Origin of the sequence: Sinorhizobium sp. CCBAU 05631 (assembly GCF_002288505.1) — a bacterium.
GTDB classification, from domain to species: domain Bacteria; phylum Pseudomonadota; class Alphaproteobacteria; order Rhizobiales; family Rhizobiaceae; genus Sinorhizobium; species Sinorhizobium fredii_C.
In genome coordinates this window covers 3,372,904-3,390,865 of record NZ_CP023063.1, presented here as the reverse complement: position 1 = coordinate 3,390,865, position 17,962 = coordinate 3,372,904, and the positions used below count along the sequence as shown (strand labels likewise).

The following is a 17,962-nucleotide window of genomic DNA, read 5'->3' as shown; positions in this document are numbered from 1 at the left end:
AATGTCTGACATTGTTGAGCACTATAGCGACCCGCAGGATGCGAGCGTGGCTCTCTACCTGATGGAAAACGACGGCGACGAACTCACCGATATTCTGGTCGCCGCGCTGGAAGATGCGTTCCGGATCCTCGATGAGGATTGGTCTTTCCATACGATGCACTGAGGGCGGTCGGCGCTACAGCGCCGCGCGTCTTATCAGACGCGCAAAGGTCGCTGTAGCACTTTGAATTGCTGCATGGCTTTGTCCTTAAATCGAGGTCGATTTAAGGAGACATGCAGTAGCCGCCCTGCAACAATCGCTCCACGGATGCGGCCACCCGCAGCAGCGTTCCGTCGAAGCCGTTTCGAGCCATCAGCATCAGCCCCGCCGGCAAGGCAGTGCCGGGCATCGGCAGCGTGATGGCCGCCAGGTCGAACTGGTTGGCGACCTCGGTGTTGCGCAACAGCAGACCCTCGACACGGCGATATGCCTGCCTGTCCTGCTCCACGGAGGCGAACGGGACAGCGGGGATCGGCGTCGTCGGCAGCAGCACGAGGTCGAAGGGCGCGAGGCGCTCGTCCATCGCGCGGACGAGCGCACGCCGCGTCAGCAGCAGGCTTTCGATGGCCGCGTCGGGAACGGCGAGACGGCGGCGGAGCGGGGATTTGACGCGCGCATCGACCGGCGCGTTTTCGTCGGGGAGCCAGTCCGCATGGATGCGGCTTGCCTCGAGCCCGGCGAGGGAGCCGATTGCGGTGGCTTCGGCAAAGCGGCGCAGGAGATCGTCGAGGTCGCATGCGGCAATTGTTGCGCCCGCGCGCGAAAGCCTCTGCAGGCTTGCTTCGAAGGCCGCGGCGATATCGGACGCGAGGTCGTCGAAGAGCACACCCTTCGGGATCGCGAGCTTCAGCCCGGCAATCGGCAGCGGCGTCAGCGGTTCGGATGGCTCGCCGGCCATGATCGCATCGGCCGCCGCGCAATCGGCGACGCTCAGCGCCAGCGGGCCGATCGAATCGAGGCTGGGCGACAGCGGAAAGGCACCGTCGAGCGGCACGCGGCGGGCGGTCGGCTTGAAGCCGACAAGCCCCTGCAGCGCAGCCGGAATGCGCACCGAGCCGCCGGTGTCGGAGCCGATGGCGACTTCGCTCGTGCCTTCCGTCACCGAAACACCCGCTCCCGAGGACGAGCCGCCGGGGATGAGGCTCGCGTCCCGCGCGTTGCCGGGCGGCGGATAATGCGGGTTGAGGCCGACGGCGGTGAAGGCGAATTCGGTCATATGGGTCTTGCCGATGATCACCGCGCCGGCGGCGCGCAGGCGCCGGACGATCGTCGCGTCCGCCGCTGCGGGCGGCGCGCTGCGCCGGATGATTGAACCGGCAAGCGTCGGCTCGCCGGCAACGTCGAAGAGATCCTTTATCGAGACGATGCGGCCGTCCAGCGGACCGAGACCCGTTCCTTCCCGGCCCCTGCGATCGGAGGCATCCGCTTCGGCGCGGGCGGATTCGGTATAGAGCTTCATGAAGACGCGTTCGTCGCCGAGGCGCTCTCCCAAGCGGGTGAGAATGGCTTCGAGCCGATCGCGGGACTGGGCGTTCGAACGGGTCAAGGCAAAGACCTCATAGGTGCCGCGGCCGACGCATACCGGATTTTTGGGATCAGATGGGTGCGAGCGGCAGGCGAGTGCAACCGTTTATGGAATTGCCGCATTGTTATAGAATGCAAGCGGCAAGGATTTCCAGAGACCCAGGAAGACGTCGATGCCGAACCGGAAATCTCCTGTCACTCTCGACTCTACGGCAATCCAAGCGGTGAAATACGACGCGCCGCGCCGGATGGTTGAGCATCTGGTTCGTCGGCAACCACCGACCTTATCATTACCTTGACGTACCGGTGCATGTTTACGAGGAACTCCTGCAGGAGGATTCGGCCGGCGGCTATTTCAACCACCACATACGCGACCATTACGATTTCCTTTTCATCCCGCTGCCGCAACCTTCCTCCCCGCAGGCGGGGCGAAGATGCCGGCAGGCAGATGAGGGGCACCGACATCGGCGGAGGTTCCCTTCGGGAACTCCGCTTCCTTCACAGAACTGTCGCCAATCCGTTCAAATAGTTTCATGCGCCTGTAAAGCCGCTGACATGCATGGCGCCAATGGTCCGCTTGCGAGAACGATGATTCGCGGACCGGAGGCAGGATTTGGCGGCTGTTCGAGACACGCTTACCAGGCGTTCCTTTCTCCTATCGGCTGGCGCTGCCGGTCTCGTCGCTTCTTCCGGGCTTGCGACCCCCTTTTACGCTAGGGGCTACGGCCGGCCGGAGTTCGTTCACGGCGTGCAGTCCGGCGATGTCGATACACGGTCGGGAATGATCTGGACGCGGGTCGACCGGCCGGCGCGGGTCGCGGTCGAATATTCGACCACCGAGAGCTTTTCGAACGCCGCCCGGCTCCCCGACATCGATGCGACGCCGCAGACCGATTGCGCGGTCAAATCCAGCCTCGACAATCTGCTGCCCGACCAGGACATTTTTTACCGCTTCACCGCCACCGATCTCTATGACGGCAACCGCGTTTCCGAACCGATCGTCGGCCGCTTCCGCACCGCGCCCCTGCGCCGCCGGTCGGTGCGCTTCGTCTGGTCCGGCGATACCGCCGGCCAGGGCTGGGGGATCGACGAGGTCGGCATGAAGACCTATTCGACGATGCGGCTGCACGAGCCGGATTTCTTCATCCATTCCGGCGACACGATCTATGCCGACAACCCAATCCCCGACGAGATCAAGCTGCGCGACGGCGGCATGTGGAAGAACCGCATCGTGACGCCGGAGAAGCGCGATGTCGCCCGGACGCTCGAGGAATATCGCGGCCAATGGAAATACAATCTGCTTGACGAGCACGTGCGGGAGCTCAATGCCGCCTGCCCGACCTTCTATCAATGGGACGACCACGAGGTCCTGAACAACTGGTCGGCCTCGACGGATCTTCGCGACGATCCGCGCTATCCGGAGAAGGACGTGGCGGTCTATGCATCGCGGGCGGCGCGCGCCTTCCACGAGATGACGCCGATCCGTACCCTGCCGACGCAGCCGGGGCGGATCTTCCGCAAGATCGCCTATGGGCCACTGCTCGACGTCTTCTTCGTCGATCTGCGCTCCTATCGCGGCGCCAACCAGGGCGGCGAGGCCGGCCTCCTAGGCTGGCGCCAGACGGACTGGCTGAAACGCGAACTTGCGGCATCCAGCGCCACCTGGAAGGTGATCGCCTGCGACATGCCGATCGGTCTCGTCGTCTGGGAGGACTATTCGAGGAAGCGCGGCTCGGACGCGATCGCTAATGGTGACGGAGGTGCGCCCAAGGGGCGCGAGACGGAATTTGCCGATCTGCTGCGCTTCATCCGCGACAATGCAATCGACAACATCGTCTGGCTGACGGCCGACGTGCATTACACGGCCGCGCATCACTACGACCCGTCGCGCGCCGCCTTCAAGGACTTTTCGCCCTTCTGGGAATTCGTCTCCGGGCCGCTCCATTCCGGCACCTATGGACCGAAGGAGCTCGACATGACCTTCGGACCGGACGTTCGGTTCATCAAGGCGTCTGGCGGTGGCATCGACAGCAACCTGCCGCCCTCGGCCGGCCTGCAATTCTTCGGCATCGTCGACATCAGCGGGCAGACGCGGCAGCTGACCGTGCGGCTCATGGACCGGCAGGACAAGGAGCTTTGGCGCGTGACGCTCGATCCGGCGGCCGTTGGGTGACTTGCTTTTTGCAAACCTGCTCCGCGCGCCGGCCCCCTTTCGCTCGTGCAAAAAAACCTGTATGAGCGCGGCAACTGAAAAAGCGGTGCCCGCCCTGACGCGCGCGCCCAGAACTTTCCGAGACAAAAAATGAGCATTCGTAACATCGCGATCATCGCGCACGTTGACCATGGGAAGACCACGCTCGTCGACGAACTTCTGAAGCAGTCGGGCTCGTTCCGCGAAAACCAGCGCGTTGCCGAACGCGTCATGGATTCCAACGATCTGGAAAAGGAACGCGGTATCACCATTCTCGCCAAGGCGACCTCGGTCGAGTGGAAGGGAACGCGCATCAATATTGTCGACACCCCCGGCCACGCCGACTTCGGCGGTGAGGTCGAGCGCATCCTGTCGATGGTGGACGGCGCGATCGTGCTGGTCGATGCCTCCGAAGGCCCGATGCCGCAGACCAAGTTCGTGGTCGGCAAGGCGCTGAAGGTCGGCCTGAAGCCGATCGTCGCGATCAACAAGATCGACCGGCCGGACGGCCGCCACGAGGAAGTCATCAACGAAGTGTTCGACCTCTTCGCCGCGCTCGACGCGACCGACGAGCAGCTCGACTTTCCGATCCTCTATGGTTCGGGCCGTGACGGCTGGATGAACGTCAATCCCGAAGGTCCGAAGGACCAGGGAATGGGCCCGCTGCTCGATCTGGTTCTGAACCATGTTCCCGAACCGACGGTGGCGGAAGGGCCGTTCCGCATGATCGGCACGATCCTCGAGGCAAACCCCTTCCTCGGCCGCATCATCACCGGTCGCGTCCACTCCGGTTCCGTCAAGCCAAACCAGGCCGTGAAGGTGCTCGGACAGGATGGCAAGCTGCTCGAATCCGGCCGTATATCGAAGATCCTCGCCTTCCGCGGCATCGAGCGTCAGCCGATCGAGGAAGCCCATGCCGGGGACATCGTCGCGATCGCCGGTCTCACCAAGGGCACCGTCGCCGACACCTTCTGCGATCCTTCGGTGGCCGAGGCTCTGACGGCCCAGCCGATCGACCCGCCGACCGTCACCATGTCCTTCATCGTCAACGATTCGCCGCTTGCCGGCACCGAGGGCGACAAGGTCACCTCGCGCGTCATTCGCGACCGACTGTTCAAGGAAGCGGAAGGCAATGTCGCGCTCAAGATCGAGGAATCGTCCGAGAAGGACTCCTTTTTCGTTTCCGGCCGCGGCGAATTGCAGCTCGCCGTTCTGATCGAAACGATGCGTCGCGAGGGCTTCGAGCTTGCCGTCTCGCGTCCCCGCGTCGTCATGCACAAGGATGACAACGGCCAGCTTCTCGAGCCGGTCGAGGAAGTCGTCATCGACGTCGACGAGGAGCATTCCGGCGTCGTTGTGCAGAAGATGTCCGAGCGCAAGGCCGAAATGGTCGAACTGCGCCCGTCGGGCGGCAACCGCGTCCGCCTCGTTTTCTTCGCCCCGACCCGCGGCCTGATCGGCTACCAGTCGGAGCTCCTGACCGACACGCGCGGCACGGCGATCATGAACCGGCTGTTCCACGACTATCAGCCCTACAAGGGCGAGATCGGCGGCCGCATCAACGGCGTGCTGCTCGCGAACGAGCCGGGCGAGGCGGTCGCCTACGCGCTGTTCAACCTCGAAGACCGCGGCCCGATGGTGATCGAGCCGGGCGAGAAGGTCTATGAGGGCATGATCATCGGCATCCATACCCGCGACAACGACCTCGAAGTCAACGTGCTGAAGGGCAAGAAGCTCACCAACATGCGCGCCGCCGGCAAGGACGAGGCCGTCCGCCTGACGCCGCCGATCAAGATGACGCTGGAGCGGGCGCTCTCCTGGATCCAGGATGACGAACTGGTGGAAGTGACGCCGAAGTCGATCCGGCTTCGCAAGCTGCATCTCGATCCGCATGAGCGCAAGCGCTTCGAAAAGGCCCGCACCGCCGGCGCCGCGTAATTTCGAGAAAATCGACAGCTGCATGAGGACCCCGGAGCGATCCGGGGTTTTTTGCTGTGTGTGCCTTTCGCGGCCGGCTTGCGGATAAAGTTAAAATCACGTTAACCTTCTCATGGATGCCGCTAAAGTTGCCTGTGGGTTAAGCTTGGCCGGCAGACGGGCGGGATTCCGGTTCGCCGAGCCGTGTGTTTAGAGTCAGGTCATGAAGACTGTTTCGATCGAGGTCAGGCCCGGGGAGCCGCATGAAGCGGCGGCGATTGCCGATGTGCATCGCGCATCCTGGCTACAGGCCTATGGCGGTCTCATCCCGCACCGCCCGCTGGTGAAGATGGTCAACCGGCGCGACGAGACCTGGTGGCGAAAGGCGACGCGCGGCCCGGCGACACTGCTCGTCGTCGACGTGGCGGGAACGGTAGCCGGCTATGCCACGCTTGGCCTGAGCCGGGCGCGAGCGCTGCCGCAGGAAGGCGAGATCTACGAAATCTATCTGCGCCCGGAATATCAGGGCCTCGGGCTTGGGCGGAAGCTCTTCGGCGAGGCGAAGAGCTTGTTGAAATCGCTCGGCTGCGAAGGGCTCGTCGTCTGGTGCCTGGAGGACAGCGAACTCGCCTATAACTTCTTCCTCTCGGCCGGCGGGCGCGACGTTGCCGAGGGCATGGAAGACTTCGGTGAGAAGTACCTGAAGAAGGTCGGCCTCGTCTGGAAATAACGACCTCCAGGGCAAATGCATTTCGCCGCAAGCCCTCATGCATCCCGGCGCTGCCGAAGATGATATCTGGCTGCTATTGCCAAGCGGCTCCGGGCAAGGCGTCTGGCCACCGACTTTCTCCGGGACAAAATCCGCTCTGCCCATATTTGGCCGTGTCGCCTGCCTATGGCAATTCCGCCCGGCTGGACGAAAGTCATGTTGCATCGCCGCATGTTTCCCTTTATCCGACGGGCGACTTCTTAAACGGCCTTGGAGGTGCTCATGCGGATCGACGCGATTTCCATTGGAAAGAATCCACCCGAAGATATCAACGTGATTGTGGAAGTGCCGGTCGGCGGCCATCCGATCAAGTACGAGATGGACAAGGAAGCCGGCACGCTGGTCGTCGATCGCTTCCTCTACACGCCGATGACTTATCCGGGCAATTACGGCTTCGTCCCGCACACGCTTTCCGATGACGGCGATCCGATCGACGTCTTGATCTGCAATACGCGGCCGCTGGTACCGGGCTGCGTCATCAATGTCCGGCCGATCGGCGTGATGATGATGGAAGACAATTCCGGCCAGGACGAAAAGATCATCGCGGTCCCGTCGGCTCACCTGACCAAGCGCTACGACAAGGTCCACGACTATACCGACCTGCCGGAAATCACGCTCAAGCAGATCGAGCACTTCTTCGAGCACTACAAGGATCTGGAGCCCGGCAAGTGGGTGAAGATCTTCGGCTGGAAGGATGCGGGCGTCGCCAAGCAGCTGATCCGCGAAGCGGTCGAGCGCGCCAAGGCGAAGAAGTAATTATGTTGCCGCGCCGGCGATCTCGGCGAGGCGCTTCTGTAGAACCTCCGGATCGGCGAGGCTCGATCCGGAGGATTTTTTTGCGCTGCGTGTCGCCGGAGACGAGGGAGATCCTGTTCCTGGCGATGCCGAAGGATTGGGCTAGCAGGGCGATTAGCGCCTGGTTCGCCTTGCCCTTTTCCGGCACGGCGCGCACCCGCACCTTGAGGTGCTCCTCGCCGTCGGCCGCCGTTTCCAAACCGTCGATCGCGTCTCGGCCGCCGTTCGGCGTCAGCCTCACCGTCAGGCGCGCATGGTCGCCGAAGCCAGCCAGAGCTCGCCGGCCCATGTCAGCGAATGAGCGCCGGCGCGATCGTCGTGTTCAGGAAGAGCTGGATGAAATAGAGGATGACAAGCACGACGAGCGGAGAAAGATCGACGCCGCCCATGTCCGGCAGGAAACGGCGGATCGGCCGGTAGAGCGGTTCGGTCAGCTGGTAGAGCGAGCGGCCGATCATGTTGATCGCCTGGTTGTTCACGTTGATCACGTTGAAGGCGTAGAGCCAGGAGAAGATCGCCGACGCGATGATCAGGAACCACGCGATATTTATGATGAAGTTCAAGGTACCGATGACAGCAATCATGCCAGTCTCCAAATCTATGTCGCCAGACATGTAGACATTGGGAACGAAACGAGCAAGTACGACGCTCGCACCCCGCGCCATCATGTTTAACGATGCGGGGCGTTATTATCCCCGGAGAGTGCTTCCGCCATGTCGGCCGTCCACACTGCGCACCGTTTCGCCGCCTTCCGGCATGTCGGCTACCGACGCTATTTCGTCTCGCGCTTCCTTGCCTATTTCGCCGTGCAGATCATGTCGGTCTCGGTCGGCTGGCAGATTTACGACCTGACGCGGGATCCTTTCGCGCTTGGCCTGATCGGCCTTTTCCAGTTCCTGCCGTCGCTTCTCCTCATCCTCGTCACCGGCAGCGTGGCGGATCGCTACAATCGCCGCGTCATAATGGGGCTCTGCATGCTCGTCGGCACGCTCTGCGCCGCGGCCTTGCTGGTGCTGACGGTCACCGGCTTGTTCGCGCCCTGGCCGGTCTATGCGATCCTCATCGTCTTCGGCATCGAGCGGGCCTTTCTGACGCCGGCCGCGCAATCGCTGGCGCCCAATCTCGTGCCGGTCGAGGATCTGCCGAATGCGATTGCCTGGAATTCGAGCTCCTGGCAGACGGCGACGATCGTCGGACCCGTGGCGGGTGGCCTGATCTACGGCCTGGGCCCGATGGTGCCCTATACCGTCAGCCTCTGCTTCTTCGCGGCTGCGGCGCTGATGGTGTTTGCCGTGCCGAAGCCCGCCCAGCGCTCGCCCGCCTCGGCGCAGAACTGGCAGACGATCACCGCCGGCTTCCGCTACATCAAGGCCGAGAAGGTCGTGCTCGGGGCGATCTCGCTCGACCTCTTCGCGGTGCTGCTCGGCGGCGCGGTGGCGCTGATGCCGGTTTTCGCGCGCGATATTCTGGTGCTCGGCCCATGGGGGCTGGGCCTGTTGCGCGCTGCCCCGGGCGTCGGCGCCGTCGGCATGGCCATCTGGCTCGCCGCCCACCCGATCTGCAATCGGGCAGGTCTCTCCATGTTCGTCGGCGTGGCGCTCTTCGGCCTAGCCACGATCGTCTTCGGCCTGTCGGCGACGCCGTGGATATCGATCGCCGCGCTCGTCGTCATGGGTGCGGCGGACATGATTTCGGTCTATGTGCGCGAAAGCCTGATCGCGCTCTGGACGCCGGACGAGCTGCGCGGCCGGGTGAATGCCGTCAACGCGGTATTTGTCGGCGCCTCCAACGAGCTTGGCGAGTTTCGCGCCGGCACTATGGCGGCCGGCTTCGGCGCCGTCTTTGCCGTCGTCTTCGGCGGGCTCGGCACGCTGCTGGTGTCGCTCATCTGGGCGACCGGTTTCCCGCAATTGCGCAGGATCGACAGGCTCGACGTGCCGGAGAGGCGCTCGACTGCATAATTTCGGCCGGCGCCGCGAAAATGCCAGAAACGGCCCCTCATCCCGCTGCCGCGACCTTCTCCCCGTGTTGACGGGGAGAAGGGGCGACGCCGCGCCGGCCCAAGTCCCCTCTCCCCGTCAAAACGGGGAGAGGGTTAGTCCTCGGGTTAAACCCGAGGAGAGGGGCATTCATCATCGGGCACACGAGGTCCCGCCGCTGTTTCGCCGCGCAAAAAGATCAGCTCGAGAAAATTCTCCATCCAGGTGCGCAAGGGGTGGTCGTGGATCATCCGGCCTTCGAGATGCGCCTTGCCCAATTGGGCGCCGGGCAGCACGAAGCGGTGGGCGCCGTGCACGACCCAGCGATGCATCATCGCGCGCGTCAGTTCGCCGTGGAACTGGATGCCCCAGGCGTTCTCGCCGTAGCGAAAGGCCTGGTTCGGATAGGTGTCGCCGGTCGCCAGCAGTTCGGCACCCTTCGGCAGATCGAAGCCTTCGCGGTGGAAGTGGTAGACCATGGCCGGCCAGTCGAGCAGCGCCTTGCCGGCCTCGGTGGCCTCAAGCGGATACCAGCCGATTTCGGTCATGCCCTCGTGATGGGGGGCGACCTTGCCGCCGAGATTGCGGGCGAGCATCTGGGCGCCAAGGCAGATGCCGAGATAGGGCTTGTTTTCGAGGAGCGGCACCGACAGCCAATCGATCTCGCGGCGAACGAATTCCTCCTCGTCATTGGCGCTCATCGGCCCGCCGAAGATGATCGTACCCGAATGACCCTCGAGCGTTGGCGGCAGCTCGTCGCCAAGCGCCGGGCGGCGGATATCGAGGGAAAAGCCCTTCTGCTCGAGAATATGGCCGACGCGGCCTGCGCTCGACCGCTCCTGGTGGAGGACGACGAGGATCGGTCTGTTGGCGTCGCAAGCTTCTCGCGGCATCGTCAGCTTTCCTGTTGTGCCTCGTTCTCCTCCTCAACCATGTCGATCTTGGCCGCTGCCTCCCGCCGTTTCAAGACCCGGTCGCGCCCGGAGACGCCAAGGAGATCGGCGATCCGCCAGATTGCGTGATCTTCCATTTCGCTGCGTGCGCCGTCGGCATAGACGATGTCCCACAGCATGCCGACGAGTTCGATGCGCTGGTCCTCGGAGAGGTGGCGCTTGATCTCGGAAGTGAAGCGGTAGAAGTCGATCGCCTCGCTTTCGGCGGTTTCGCCGGCCGCGACCAGCGCGTTGAGCGCAGCATCGTCGAGCCTGTAGTGCTCCTTGATGATCTTGCGCAACGTGCGGCGTTCCGACGAACGGATGGCGCCGTCCGCCTCCATCACCTGAAAACAGAGCCCGATGACCGCCACGCGCGGATCGTCCTTGTCGATTCGCGCACCCGTACCCGTCAGTTCTTCGAGAAACCCTCGAAACCGTTCAAACATGCCTATGCCCGCAACCCTTGAAACCAGAACTCAGAACAGCCGGAAGGTGGCCTTGCTGCCTTCTTCCACCACCCGCTCGCGCACGCCGGGATCGTCCGGCGGACGCCCGAAGAACGGTGCGGCCTCCTCGTCCGCGGCAGCGGCTTCCTCGCTCTTGGTGGGCGGAACCAAGGGTTCTTTCCGCTCGGGCACCTTTATCGGGGCAGGTGTCGGCGACGGGGGTTCCGCTTCCAGCACGGGAGGGCCTGCTTCAGGCTTGATCGCAGCCGGGGCCGCCGGCGCGATCGCCGGCTGGTCGGGTGCTACCGGAGGCAGGCTGCGGATGGCATCGTCGGGGCTGAGGCGACCGTCCTCGGTGGGGCCGGCAAGCGGCGACGGGGGTGCCTTCCATTCGAAGGCGTCGAGCCGGCCGCTGACCGGCGAGACCGGCAGCCAGGTCGGCGAGGTCACGCCATCGGCGGTCCAGGCCGGGTCGCGCGGGCTTCTGAGCGCCTGCGCCATCCAGTGGCGGATGCGGCCCTCGTCGCCGGTGTCGGCCTCTTCGATGTCGGCAAGCAGCAGGAAGATGCTCTCGCTCGGTGCCAGCCGGACGGCGGCTTCGGCCTTCTCCCGGGCAAGCGCCAGTTCGCGTGCCTCAAGAGCTGCATCGGCGACCGTTGCCAGGCTGACGGCATTGTTGCCGCGGAGCGTTTCCAGCCTTTTGGCGCGCTTCAGCCGGTCGACGGCGGAATCGCCGCCGCGCGCCCGGACGTAAAGCCGGGCCACGTCCGGATGCGGTTCCTGCTTCCAGATCTTTTCGAGGACAGAAGCGCCCTTGCGCAGATTGTCCTCGCGAAACAGCGCCTTGGCGGCGACGAGCGCCGCCGGCACCAGCCGATCGTCGAGCTTCAGTGCGGCGAGCGCGTCGTCGCGGGCGGCCTTCGGATCGGCCTCCAGCTTGCTCGTGGCCCGGGCGGTGAGCAGCACGGCCTTCTTGCGGTTCGCTTCCTTCTTGTCGAGAACATTGGCGGCGCGGCTCTGGTCGAGAAGGTGAATTGCCTCGTCCCACTCGCCCGCCTGGCTGCGCTGGTCGAGGGTCGCAAGTGTCGCCCAGGAAAGGTGCGGCGCCTTTTCGGCAGCCCGTTCGGCATATTGGCGGGCGGCCTCGTTGGCACCCAGCCGCTTGGCTTCGAGATAGAGCCCGCGCAGACCAAGCTCGCGTGTCTCCTCGTCGTCCGCCATCAGCTCGAACTTCTTGCGCGCATCGTCATATTTGCCTTCGATCAGCGCCGTCTGCGCCTCCAAGAGGTGGATGAGCGGCTCCTGGTCGACGCGGATCAGGCCGCGCGCGCGGCTGGCCATCTTGCGCGCCAGCGCGGCGTCGCCGGCGCCCGCTGCGATCAGGCCGGTCGAGAGCGCCTGGTAGCCGCGATCGCGCTTGCGGGCGCGGAAGTAGCGCGTCACCGTATAGGGCGACAGCCAGATCGTGCGGATCAGCCAAAGGACGATCAGGATCGCGGCGACGACCGAGATCAGGATGGTGGCGGCGCGCATCAGGCTCATTTCGATGCGCTGGCCCTGCCAGATCAGCGACAGCTCTCCCGGCCGATCCGCCAGCCAGGCAAAGCCGAGTGCGAGCGCAAGGACGAGCAGGATGAAGAACAATATCCGGACCATCTAGTCTTGTTTCCTCCCCTTAGCCTTGGGTGCCGTTTCGCGTCATGGTCGCCGCCACGGCCGCACCGATAGCGGTTTCGACGCGCAGTCGCCGGTCGAGCTTCTCTTTGAAATTCTGGCCCGCCGCTTTCGCCGCGTCAGGAAGGCCTTCCCATTCGAGCGAAGCGCCCTTGAGGTCGCCATTGTTGAGCTTATCTTCGATGCGGGCGATCATCGCCTCCGGCGTGTCTCCCTCGACGCTGCCGACCGGCCGGACGCGAATGCCGGACATGGCGCTCGAGATGAGCCGGGCAAAAATGCCTTCGTTCGGGTCCGGCTGGTGCAGGGCGTCGAGCATTGCGGTCGCCGTTGCCGGAAACGCCTCACGCAGATCCGTCCGTGTGGCGACGCCGGTCTTGGCGTCCTCGGCAAGCGCTTTCACCGCAGCGTCTTCAGGCGCGATGCTGCGCAACGCGTCGAGTTCGGCGAGGAACGGCCCGCCGCGATCGATTGCGGTCTTCAGCGCGGTGACGGCGACCGCTTTGGCCATTTCGATGTCGTTCACCGGCTCATTAAGCTTTTGCTCGGCCTGGTCGATGCGGCCGGCGAGTTCGGCCTTGGCGGTGTCCGCCGATTGCCGGGCGTCGGCGAGATCGGTTTTCAGCGCAGCGATTTCCTTGGTCAGGTTGGCGACCTCGGCCTGGAGCGCCGTCACATCGGGTGCGTTCGCCGCCGAGGGGGCCGCCTGTTCCAGCGCGGCGAGGCGGCTTTCCAGCGGAGCGAGGTCGACCGCCTCTGCCGCGGCCGTCGGCCGCGACCGGAGCTCGGCCTTGATCGCCTCGATTTCACCCGTCAGGTTCTGCTCGACCGATCCGTTGCCGCGATCCGGCCCCGGTGCCGGTACATAGCCGGCATATTGCAAGACGCCGGCGCCGAGAAGCGCGACGAGGCCGCCAAGGATGCCGGCGGCAAGCGCCCCGGCGCTCGTCCCCTGCCTTCTCTTCGGTTCGGCTGTCGCGCCGCTGCTCAGATGCGGGGGCTCCTCGTCGAAAGCGGCGGCAGCCGCGTTGGCGCGTTCCTCCTCGGTTTCCGCTTTCCGTTCGGCCTCTTCTTCTACGGCCTTCTCCGCTTCGACGTCGTCCGCCGCAGGTCCGGTCGCGTCCGGGGCCGTTGTCGCCGAGATCTCCGCCGGCTCGTCGGTCACCGGCTCCCGGCTGGCGATCGATTCCGTCTCTTCGGTGACGGTTCTCTCCGCCTCCAGGTCGATCGTCAGCGGTTCCTTTTCCGGTTGCGAGCGGCGCGGCGGCTTCTCCGATACCATAGTGACCTCTTACCGTTCTGTCGGGCTCTGAAAGCCAAACCTAGTCAGGGAAGCGCAACAGGGAAAGTCCCCGGGCCTCGTTTTTGCGGCATTTGGCTTAGATGAGCTGACCGACGGCGGGAAGCCAGCGGAAAATCGTCGCTGCCTTTGCTGATCCCGCCTCAAAGGATCTTCAGCAGGCTTTCCTCGTCGGGCGCAGGTGCCACTTCTGCTGCAGCGCCGCTGGGCAGCGCCTCTTTGACAGTGGCGCTGAGGCAGAGGTAACGTGTGGAAAAGTCGGCGCAATCAACGCCGCTGTCGCGCATCAGCGCGGCAAGCCGCCGAGCCGTTTCGCGTGAGTAGAGCAGCACCGCGTCGAACGGGCCGGAGCGGGTGAGGGCCGGCAGCGTTTCCAGCGGATGGTCGACAGGAATCATGCGGTAGCATTCGACGGTCACGTGATCGATCGCCCGCTGACGAAGCGAATGTTCGAAGCCATCGGCGCGCGGCAAGCCGGCGAAATAAAGCAGAGATCCGGTTCCGGGGCCAAGAAAGCCGGCAACCGTTTCCGCCAGCGCTTCGCCGGTTCCCACGCCGACCCGGACGTCAGTGAAGCCGAGATCGGTGGCGACGGCCGCCGTCGCCGCACCGACGGCGAAAAGCGGCGTCGATAGATGCGCTTGAAGTGCGGGACCGAGCTCGGCCAGAACACGGATCGCCTCGGCGCTGGTCACGGCAATCGCGTCATGGGGCCGCTCGAAGCCGGTGCGGAGCGCGGCGACAAAATGCTGCGCCTGAATCAGCGGCAGGACGGTGGGCTGGTGTCCCATCGCTTCGAGCTTCAGCGCCGTTCGTTCGGCTGCCGGGCGAGGACGGGTGACGAGCACGCGCATCGGTCAGGTCCAGCTCGAAAAGAACCCCGGTCCGGCCTTGGCACGGATCTGTTCGCCGGCCTTGCGCCCAAGTTCCGCCGCCCCCGCAGCCTTGCCGTCGATTTCGACGCGATGCGAGGTGGCGCCGTCGGGCGTCAGGATCATGCCAAAGAAGCGGATATGGGCGCCGTCCGACTGCGCGTAGCCGGCAATCGGCGTGCGGCAGGAGCCGTCGAGCGACGCCAGGAAGCCGCGCTCGCAGGCGACCGCCTCATGGGTGCGCGCGTCGTCGATTGCGGCAAGCAGCGTATTTACCCGGTCGTCGCCGACGCGGCTTTCGATGCAGATCGCGCCCTGGGCCGGGGCCGGCGGAAACGCCTCAGGATCGAGCAGTTCGGTCGGCACGTCGGTCATGCCGAGCCGCTTCAGCCCGGCATAGGCGAGCAGCGTGCCGTCGACCTGGCCTTCGGTGAGCTTGCGCAGCCGCGTCTCGACCTGGCCGCGATAGGTGATGACGTTGATGTCGGGCCTCAGTCGCCGGATCAGCGCCTGGCGGCGCAGCGACGACGAGCCGACGGTGGCGCCCTCGGGCAGATCCACAAGCTTCGGGGCTGTTCGCCCGACGAAGGCATCGCGGATATCCTCGCGCGGCAGGAAGGCGGAGAGACACAGCCCGTCGGGCAGCTTCGTAGGCATGTCCTTCGACGAATGGACGGCGAAGTCGAGATCGCCAGACAGAAGCTGCTGCTCGAGCTCCTCGGTGAACAGGCCCTTGCCGCCGATCTCGGCGAGCGGCCGGTCGGTGATGCGATCGCCCTTCGTCGACAGCACGACGACTTCGAACATTTCCGGCGGCAGGCCATGGGCGGCGGCCAGGCGGTCGCGCGTCTCATGAGTCTGGGCGAGCGCCAGCGGGCTGCCGCGCGTGCCGATGCGGAAAGGTTTTGTTTGCATCCTTGGCCATCCGTTGTTACTGCAGGTTTCCTTCGATCGGAAACGATCTGAGGAAAAACCATGCAGCACTTCAAAGCGTTACAGCGTCCTTTGTGCCTCTGAAAGACGCACTGCGCTGTAGGAGTTCCGTGTACCCACCTTTATGGGTGACCGCAATCTTTGAGTATACCACGTCATGTCCCCGCCCTTGCGCATCCTCGGGATTGAGACAAGCTGCGACGAAACCGCGGCTTCCGTCGTGCTGCGCGACGAGGAGGGCGGCGGCCGGATTCTTGGCGACGTGGTGCTGAGCCAGCTTGAAGAGCACAGCGCCTATGGCGGCGTCGTGCCGGAGATCGCCGCGCGCGCCCATGTCGAGGCGCTCGATGCGCTGATCGAGGAAGCGTTGCTGCGGGCCGGGGTGACGCTCACGGACATCGACGCGATCGCTGCGACGAGCGGTCCCGGCCTGATCGGCGGCCTGATCGTCGGGCTGATGACCGGCAAGGCGATCGCCCGGGCGACCGGCAAGCCGCTCTACGCCATCAACCATCTCGAAGGCCACGCGCTGACGGCGCGGCTGACGGACGGACTTGCCTTTCCCTATCTGATGCTGATCGTCTCGGGCGGCCACACGCAACTGATTCTGGTCAAGGGCGTCGGCGACTACGAGCGCTGGGGCACGACCATCGACGACGCGCTCGGCGAGGCCTTCGACAAGACGGCGAAGCTGCTCGGCCTTCCCTATCCGGGCGGGCCTGCGGTGGAACGGGCGGCCCGAAACGGCAATCCCGAGCGCTTCGACTTCCCCCGGCCGCTCGTCGGCGATGCCCGGCTCGACTTCTCCTTTTCCGGCCTGAAGACGGCGGTGCGGCAGGCAGCGCAATCGCTGGAGCCGGTCACCGAACAGGATATCGCCGACATCTGCGCCTCGTTCCAGCGGGCCATTGCGCGGACGCTGAAGGATCGCGTCGGCCGCGGGCTGAAGCGGTTCAAGGGCGAATATCCATCGGTCGATCGGCCGGCGCTGGTCGTTGCCGGGGGCGTGGCCGCCAACCAGACGCTCCGGCAAACGCTGCAGGCGCTCTGCGACACGCACGGCTTCCGCTTCGTCGCGCCGCCGCTTCAGCTTTGCACGGACAATGCGGCGATGATCGCCTGGGCAGGCGCCGAGCGGCTGGCGGCGGGGCTGCCGGCCGACGGGCTCGATGTCGCGCCACGTTCGCGCTGGCCGCTCGACAGCGAGGCCCGGGCTTTGATCGGCTCCGGAAAACGCGGCGCCAAGGCATGACGGACAGAAGATGAGTGCTAACCAAACGATCGTGCCAAAGATCGCCGTCGTCGGCGCGGGCGCCTTCGGCACGGCCCTTGCGGCTGTTGCGGCGGCAAAGGCCAATGCGGACGTGACGCTGCTTTCGCGCCGCGAGGAAGTGGCGGCGGAATGCCGTCTGACCGGCCGCAACGAAAGGGCTTTGCCGGGCATCGCGCTTCCCGCTGGGCTTGGCTTTTCCGCCGATGCCGCGGCGCTGGCGGGAGCCGATATCGTGCTCTTTGCCATGCCGTCGCAGGAACACAGGACCGCGGCGCAGACCTACGGCGCGGCGATCGGCGCCGATGCGACGATCGTCACCTGCGCCAAGGGCATGGAGCAATCGACCGGCCGGCTGCTGACCGAGTTGCTTGCAGACGAATTGCCGGGCCACAGGATCGGCGTCCTTTCCGGGCCAGGCTTCGCCGCCGACATCGCCAAAGGCCTGCCGACGGCGATGGTCGTCGCCGCTCCCGACATGGCAATTGCGACGCAACTGGCCGAAGCACTGTCCGGACCGACCTTCCGGCTCTACCCGTCGACCGACCGCATCGGCGTCCAGCTCGGCGGCGCGCTCAAGAACGTGCTGGCGATTGCCTGCGGCATCGTCGAAGGGGCGGGCCTCGGCGATTCCGCCCGCGCGGCGCTGATCTCCCGCGGCCTTGCGGAAATGTCGCGCTTCATCGCCGCACGCGGCGGCGAGGCCGATACGGTGCGCGGCCTGTCGGGCCTCGGCGACCTGGTGCTGACGGCGACCAGCCACCAGTCCCGCAACCTGCGCTTCGGCATAGCACTCGGCAAGAACGGCCGTGCCGACGGCAGCGGCGGCGAGCTCGTCGAGGGCGCCTTTGCCGCGTCGGTGGCGGGGCGCGTGGCACAGGACCTCGGCATCGAGATGCCGATCACCGAAGCCGTCGCCGCCATCATCGACGGCAGGCTCGATGTGCGCACTGCTCTCGAACAATTGATGTCGCGGCCGATCACCCAGGAGTGACCGGCCCGCGCATTCTCATAGGAGGAACCATGCTCTTCGCACTGCTCTGCACGGATAAGCCGGGCGCCCTGCAATTGAGGCTCGACACGCGGCCCGACCATCTCGCCTATCTCAACGACCTCAACGCGAAGGGCGTCCTGAAAATCGCCGGCCCCTTTCTCGGCGCCGACGGCAAGCCGACGGGAAGCCTGGTGATCGTCAAGGCCGAGACGATCGAAGAAGCTGAGGAGATCGCCGCGGCCGATCCCTATGCCAAGGCGGGCCTCTTCGCCAATGTCGAGATCAAGGCCTACAACTGGGTCTTCAACAATCCGGACGCGTGA

At 65.0% G+C, this 17,962-nt stretch carries 18 protein-coding genes and 1 pseudogene; 10 read left to right on the top strand and 9 right to left on the bottom strand.

Annotation, left to right across the window (positions count from 1 at the left end; genetic code table 11):
* Position 1 precedes the first annotated feature (1 nt).
* Positions 2-163, top strand: a complete 162-nt coding sequence (locus tag SS05631_RS16565; protein ID WP_083853977.1) for a hypothetical protein — start codon at positions 2-4, stop codon at positions 161-163.
* 100 nt (positions 164-263) lie between these two features.
* Here the strand turns inward: SS05631_RS16565 and SS05631_RS16555 are convergent, their stop codons facing one another.
* Entirely contained in the window at positions 264-1,586 is a 1,323-nt protein-coding gene (locus SS05631_RS16555; RefSeq protein WP_037417827.1) for an amidase, read from the bottom strand.
* 284 nt (positions 1,587-1,870) lie between these two features.
* Between SS05631_RS16555 and SS05631_RS16550 the strand changes: the two genes are divergently transcribed.
* The 5 genes from SS05631_RS16550 (at position 1,871) to ppa (ending at position 7,197) form a co-directional block, all read left to right on the top strand.
* On the top strand, positions 1,871-2,281 hold the full coding sequence (locus SS05631_RS16550; protein WP_244412156.1) for a KTSC domain-containing protein: 411 nt from the start codon (positions 1,871-1,873) through the stop codon (positions 2,279-2,281).
* The gene (locus SS05631_RS16545; RefSeq protein WP_037417824.1) at positions 2,178-3,737 is read left to right on the top strand and encodes an alkaline phosphatase; all 1,560 of its coding nucleotides are present in this window, start codon (positions 2,178-2,180) and stop codon (positions 3,735-3,737) included. Before SS05631_RS16550 ends, SS05631_RS16545 begins: the two co-directional genes overlap by 104 nt.
* Positions 3,738-3,866: 129 nt before the next feature.
* Positions 3,867-5,693: a translational GTPase TypA gene (gene typA, locus SS05631_RS16540; RefSeq protein WP_037417821.1), complete on the top strand. Its 1,827-nt coding sequence runs from the start codon at positions 3,867-3,869 to the stop codon at positions 5,691-5,693.
* A gap of 202 nt (positions 5,694-5,895) precedes the next feature.
* Entirely contained in the window at positions 5,896-6,402 is a 507-nt protein-coding gene (locus SS05631_RS16535) for a GNAT family N-acetyltransferase (RefSeq protein WP_037417818.1), read from the top strand.
* Positions 6,403-6,663: 261 nt separating this feature from the next.
* Positions 6,664-7,197, top strand: a complete 534-nt coding sequence (gene ppa, locus SS05631_RS16530; protein WP_037417814.1) for an inorganic diphosphatase — start codon at positions 6,664-6,666, stop codon at positions 7,195-7,197.
* Here the strand turns inward: ppa and SS05631_RS16525 are convergent.
* A pseudogene (locus SS05631_RS16525) lies at positions 7,198-7,525 on the bottom strand (DUF167 domain-containing protein).
* Between the two features lies 1 nt (position 7,526).
* Positions 7,527-7,820: a YggT family protein gene (locus SS05631_RS16520; RefSeq protein ID WP_012709685.1), complete on the bottom strand. Its 294-nt coding sequence runs from the start codon at positions 7,818-7,820 to the stop codon at positions 7,527-7,529.
* Positions 7,821-7,949: 129 nt separating this feature from the next.
* On the opposite strand from SS05631_RS16520, the gene SS05631_RS16515 reads away from it, so the two are divergent.
* Positions 7,950-9,197 carry an MFS transporter gene (locus SS05631_RS16515; RefSeq protein WP_037417810.1) on the top strand — a complete coding sequence of 416 codons (1,248 nt, stop codon included), beginning with the start codon at positions 7,950-7,952 and terminating at the stop codon, positions 9,195-9,197.
* Positions 9,198-9,343: 146 nt separating this feature from the next.
* Here the strand turns inward: SS05631_RS16515 and SS05631_RS16510 are convergent, their stop codons facing one another.
* From SS05631_RS16510 to hemC, 6 genes are all read right to left on the bottom strand, one after another.
* The gene (locus SS05631_RS16510; protein WP_037417808.1) at positions 9,344-10,108 is read right to left on the bottom strand and encodes a glutamine amidotransferase; all 765 of its coding nucleotides are present in this window, start codon (positions 10,106-10,108) and stop codon (positions 9,344-9,346) included.
* A gap of 2 nt (positions 10,109-10,110) precedes the next feature.
* Positions 10,111-10,596 (bottom strand): TerB family tellurite resistance protein, encoded by a 486-nt coding sequence (locus SS05631_RS16505; protein ID WP_037417803.1) that lies wholly within the window; start codon positions 10,594-10,596, stop codon positions 10,111-10,113.
* Between the two features lie 30 nt (positions 10,597-10,626).
* On the bottom strand, positions 10,627-12,252 hold the full coding sequence (locus SS05631_RS16500; protein ID WP_037417801.1) for a heme biosynthesis protein HemY: 1,626 nt from the start codon (positions 12,250-12,252) through the stop codon (positions 10,627-10,629).
* A gap of 19 nt (positions 12,253-12,271) precedes the next feature.
* Positions 12,272-13,552, bottom strand: a complete 1,281-nt coding sequence (locus SS05631_RS16495) for a COG4223 family protein (RefSeq protein ID WP_037417799.1) — start codon at positions 13,550-13,552, stop codon at positions 12,272-12,274.
* A gap of 161 nt (positions 13,553-13,713) precedes the next feature.
* Positions 13,714-14,424: a uroporphyrinogen-III synthase gene (locus tag SS05631_RS16490; RefSeq protein WP_037417797.1), complete on the bottom strand. Its 711-nt coding sequence runs from the start codon at positions 14,422-14,424 to the stop codon at positions 13,714-13,716.
* A 3-nt stretch (positions 14,425-14,427) separates the two neighbouring features.
* Positions 14,428-15,357 (bottom strand): hydroxymethylbilane synthase, encoded by a 930-nt coding sequence (hemC, locus tag SS05631_RS16485; RefSeq protein WP_037417795.1) that lies wholly within the window; start codon positions 15,355-15,357, stop codon positions 14,428-14,430.
* A gap of 175 nt (positions 15,358-15,532) precedes the next feature.
* On the opposite strand from hemC, the gene tsaD reads away from it, so the two are divergent.
* Genes tsaD through SS05631_RS16470 form a run of 3 tightly spaced genes read left to right on the top strand, consistent with a single transcriptional unit; the run spans position 15,533 to position 17,962 of the window.
* A complete protein-coding gene (gene tsaD / locus SS05631_RS16480; RefSeq protein WP_037417793.1) occupies positions 15,533-16,627 on the top strand; it encodes a tRNA (adenosine(37)-N6)-threonylcarbamoyltransferase complex transferase subunit TsaD in 1,095 nt (364 codons plus the stop codon).
* Positions 16,628-16,637: 10 nt separating this feature from the next.
* Positions 16,638-17,639 carry an NAD(P)H-dependent glycerol-3-phosphate dehydrogenase gene (locus SS05631_RS16475; protein ID WP_037417791.1) on the top strand — a complete coding sequence of 334 codons (1,002 nt, stop codon included), beginning with the start codon at positions 16,638-16,640 and terminating at the stop codon, positions 17,637-17,639.
* A 29-nt stretch (positions 17,640-17,668) separates the two neighbouring features.
* Positions 17,669-17,962 (top strand): YciI-like protein, encoded by a 294-nt coding sequence (locus tag SS05631_RS16470; RefSeq protein WP_037417790.1) that lies wholly within the window; start codon positions 17,669-17,671, stop codon positions 17,960-17,962.

What these genes read in the sequence shown, in the direction of transcription:
- SS05631_RS16490 (WP_037417797.1), bottom strand. Translation starts at nt 14,424, where the DNA reads ATGCGCGTGCTCGTCACCCGTCCTCGCCCGGCAGCCGAACGAACGGCG.
- tsaD (WP_037417793.1), top strand. Translation starts at nt 15,533, where the DNA reads ATGTCCCCGCCCTTGCGCATCCTCGGGATTGAGACAAGCTGCGACGAA.
- SS05631_RS16510 (WP_037417808.1), bottom strand. Translation starts at nt 10,108, where the DNA reads ATGCCGCGAGAAGCTTGCGACGCCAACAGACCGATCCTCGTCGTCCTC.
- SS05631_RS16565 (WP_083853977.1), top strand. Translation starts at nt 2, where the DNA reads ATGTCTGACATTGTTGAGCACTATAGCGACCCGCAGGATGCGAGCGTG.
- SS05631_RS16520 (WP_012709685.1), bottom strand. Translation starts at nt 7,820, where the DNA reads ATGATTGCTGTCATCGGTACCTTGAACTTCATCATAAATATCGCGTGG.
- SS05631_RS16535 (WP_037417818.1), top strand. Translation starts at nt 5,896, where the DNA reads ATGAAGACTGTTTCGATCGAGGTCAGGCCCGGGGAGCCGCATGAAGCG.
- SS05631_RS16470 (WP_037417790.1), top strand. Translation starts at nt 17,669, where the DNA reads ATGCTCTTCGCACTGCTCTGCACGGATAAGCCGGGCGCCCTGCAATTG.
- ppa (WP_037417814.1), top strand. Translation starts at nt 6,664, where the DNA reads ATGCGGATCGACGCGATTTCCATTGGAAAGAATCCACCCGAAGATATC.
- SS05631_RS16515 (WP_037417810.1), top strand. Translation starts at nt 7,950, where the DNA reads ATGTCGGCCGTCCACACTGCGCACCGTTTCGCCGCCTTCCGGCATGTC.
- hemC (WP_037417795.1), bottom strand. Translation starts at nt 15,357, where the DNA reads ATGCAAACAAAACCTTTCCGCATCGGCACGCGCGGCAGCCCGCTGGCG.
- typA (WP_037417821.1), top strand. Translation starts at nt 3,867, where the DNA reads ATGAGCATTCGTAACATCGCGATCATCGCGCACGTTGACCATGGGAAG.
- SS05631_RS16495 (WP_037417799.1), bottom strand. Translation starts at nt 13,552, where the DNA reads ATGGTATCGGAGAAGCCGCCGCGCCGCTCGCAACCGGAAAAGGAACCG.
- SS05631_RS16505 (WP_037417803.1), bottom strand. Translation starts at nt 10,596, where the DNA reads ATGTTTGAACGGTTTCGAGGGTTTCTCGAAGAACTGACGGGTACGGGT.
- SS05631_RS16500 (WP_037417801.1), bottom strand. Translation starts at nt 12,252, where the DNA reads ATGGTCCGGATATTGTTCTTCATCCTGCTCGTCCTTGCGCTCGCACTC.
- SS05631_RS16475 (WP_037417791.1), top strand. Translation starts at nt 16,638, where the DNA reads ATGAGTGCTAACCAAACGATCGTGCCAAAGATCGCCGTCGTCGGCGCG.